Source organism: Streptosporangium sp. NPDC006013 (assembly GCF_040614275.1).
In the GTDB taxonomy this organism is placed as follows: Bacteria; Actinomycetota; Actinomycetes; order Streptosporangiales; family Streptosporangiaceae; genus Streptosporangium.
The window spans coordinates 1-2,859 of record NZ_JBEXUE010000786.1 but is presented as its reverse complement, the minus strand read 5'-3'; the positions used below and the strand labels follow the sequence as shown (position 1 = coordinate 2,859).

Annotated in this window: 2 protein-coding genes and 1 pseudogene; 2 read left to right on the top strand and 1 reads right to left on the bottom strand. The window is 68.4% G+C overall.

All coding sequences use genetic code 11. The features are described 5' to 3' along the window. A partial coding sequence (locus tag ABZ260_RS49485) for a DUF4910 domain-containing protein (RefSeq protein ID WP_355632488.1) occupies window positions 1-75 on the bottom strand: 75 nt, incomplete at its 3' end. 2 nt (window positions 76-77) lie between these two features. Between ABZ260_RS49485 and ABZ260_RS49480 the strand changes: the two are divergent. Both ABZ260_RS49480 and ABZ260_RS49475 read left to right on the top strand, forming a co-directional pair. After that, window positions 78-1,343 (top strand): annotated as a pseudogene (locus ABZ260_RS49480) (DNA polymerase); the annotation flags it as partial. A 260-nt stretch (window positions 1,344-1,603) separates the two neighbouring features. Further along, window positions 1,604-2,695 (top strand): polysaccharide deacetylase family protein, encoded by a 1,092-nt coding sequence (locus tag ABZ260_RS49475; protein ID WP_355632485.1) that lies wholly within the window; start codon window positions 1,604-1,606, stop codon window positions 2,693-2,695. Window positions 2,696-2,859 lie beyond the last annotated feature (164 nt).

Sequence of the window (2,859 nt, the reverse complement as noted above, 5' to 3'; positions counted from 1 at the left end):
GTCCGGATTGTCGGCGGAGGTGTGATAGTCCGGGTAGCCCGCGTAGGGGGTCCTGGTGAGCGAGCCGACGGGCAGGCGCCGACGCGCTGGAGGCGTTCCTGGAGCCGCTGGGCGGCATCCGCCTGATGCGCGACGTGGAGCTGCCGCTCGTCACCGTGCTGGCCGAGCTGGAGCGGGCCGGCATCGCCGCCGACCGGGAGTATCTCAGCGGCCTGGAGGCCGAGTTCGGCGCCGCGGTCAAGCAGGCGGTCGAGGCGGCGCACGCCTCCGTGGGCGGTGAGCAGTTCAACCTGGGCTCGCCCAAGCAGCTTCAGGAGATCCTGTTCGTCAAGCTCAACCTGCCCAAGACCAAGAAGACCAAGACGGGCTACACCACCGACGCCCCCGCGCTGGCCTGGCTGGCCGCCCAGACCGAGCACGAGCTGCCGACGATCATGCTGCGCCACCGCGACCAGGCCAAGCTGAAGGTCACGGTCGAGGGCCTGATCAAGGAGATCGCCGACGACGGCCGCATCCACACCACGTTCAACCAGATCGTGGCGGCCACCGGGCGGCTCAGCTCGGAGAAGCCCAACCTGCAGAACATCCCGATCCGCACCGCCGAGGGCCGCCGCATCCGGCAGGGCTTCGTGGTCGGCAAGGGCTTCGAGACCCTGCTGACCGCCGACTACAGCCAGATCGAGCTGCGCATCATGGCCCACCTGTCCGGCGACGAGGCGCTGATCGCGTCCTTCGAGTCCGGGCACGACTTCCACCAGGCCACCGCGGCCCGGGTCTTCGACATCGAGCCCGAGCAGGTCACCGGGGAGATGCGGGCCAAGATCAAGGCGATGAACTACGGCCTGGCCTACGGACTGTCCGACTTCGGGTTGTCGGAGCAGCTCAACATCCCCGTCTCCGAGGCCAGAGCGCTCAAGGAGGGGTATTTCGAGGAGTTCGGCGGCGTCCGTGACTTCCTCAACGCGATCGTCGCGCAGGCCAGGAACGACGGCTACACCGAGACGATCATGGGGCGGCGCCGCTACCTGCCCGACCTCAACAGTGACAACCGCCAGCGCCGCGAGATGGCCGAGCGGATGGCGCTCAACGCGCCCATCCAGGGTTCGGCGGCCGACATCATCAAGGTCGCCATGCTCGACGTGCAGGGCGCGCTCAAGGAGGCGGCGCTCGGCTCCCGGATGCTGCTGCAGGTCCACGACGAGCTCGTCTTCGAGGTGGCCCCCGGTGAGCTGGAGACGTTGCGCGAGCTGGTCACGGACCGGATGAACGCCGCCTACGCCCTGCGTGTCCCGCTGGCCGTCTCGGTGGGCGTCGGCCGCACCTGGGAGGACGCCGGACACTGACGGCCGCACCCAGGGGGCCGGGGACCTAGCGCGAGCCGGTCGCCGACCGGATGAACGCCGCCTGCTCCCCGCGGGTCGCGCCGGGTGCCGGGCACCGACGACCACCTCCGAGCGGGCGGGTGACCGCCCCTCATGGAGGGCTGAACTCCGCCGATTGGTCGGGCCTGTCCGAGTCTGTTCTAGGCTGGTGATCCAGTCCGAATAAGCTCGATGGGCCTGGGAGTGTTGTGCGGAGTTCAATCCCCCTGACGCAGATCATCATGCTCACCAATGTGGTGGTCGTCGCGGTGGCGGTGGTGGTGCTCCTCGTGCTTCCCGCCCCGCCTGCCCCATCCGGCGCCCCGGGCGCCTCCGGGGCGGGACAGGCGGCGCCCGGTCCGTCCCAGCCGCCCGCGACGCCCTCGCCGACGCCGGACCTTCCCTCGGCCGAGCTGCCGCCGCCGGTCACCGCCACGGCGGAGTTCGCGCGGCAGGTGAAGGCCAACGAGGCCGGCATGGTCCCGATCCTGATGTACCACCGGATCATCGGCAAGCGGCTGGCGTCGATCGACCGCACGCCCGCCCAGCTGCGCAAGGAGCTGGAGATGCTCGCCAGGGACGGTTACGTGCCGGTCACCGCGCGGGAGTTCGCCGCCGGGAGGATGGACATCCCGGCGGGCAAGTACCCGGTGGTGCTGACCTTCGACGACGGTCACCCCAGCCACTTCGCGCTGGAGGCGGACGGCACCCCGGCCAGGAACACCGCGGTCGGAATCATCTATCAGGTGGCAAAGAAACACCCAGATTTCCGGCCCGTCGCCACTTTCTGGGTCAACCAGCAGCCCTTCGGCCTGCAGAACGCCAAGGATCAGGCGCGGGCCGTGCAGTGGCTGACCTCGCGGGGTTTCGAGGTGGCCAACCACACCTGGGGCCACCCCTACCTGCCGGGCCTGCCCAAGAAGAAGATCGCCGAGCAGCTCGCCAGGGTCGAGCGGCTGCTGAAGCAGCTCGGCGTTCCCCCCTCCGAGACGATGGCGCTGCCGTTCGGCGCGATGCCCCGTAAGAGGTCCACGGTGCAGTCGGGAAGGTGGCAGGGAGTCTCCTACCGGTTCAAGGCCGTCTTCCTGGCCGGTGCCGAGCCGTCGGTCTCGCCGTTCACCAAGAACTACGACCGGCGATCGGTCCAGCGGATCCAGAGCAATGGTAAAAAAGGCGAGTGCCGGAAATGGTGTTCCCAATACTGGCTGGAGTGGCTGAACAAGCACCCCCGCCAGCGCTACACGGCGGACGGCGACCCCGAGCGCATCTCCATCCCACGGGGGCTTCGGGGTAGTATCAGGGCCGACCGGAGAGAGATGATCAACGCCTATTAGGCGAGATCGTTATCCTTTCGGCACGCGGGAGCGTAGTGTCGTCGGATTGACCATACCCGTCTCGTCTCATATGCTGATCGCTGCGTTGTGGGCTCGCGCGTGTCTCGGACGGAGTGGGCTCGCGCTCGATCACGCCGATGTGAATTCTTCGGCTGACGGTAAGA

Excerpts from the sequence above, each read along its gene's own strand:
- ABZ260_RS49475 (WP_355632485.1), top strand. The coding sequence starts at position 1,604 with ATGCTCACCAATGTGGTGGTCGTCGCGGTGGCGGTGGTGGTGCTCCTC.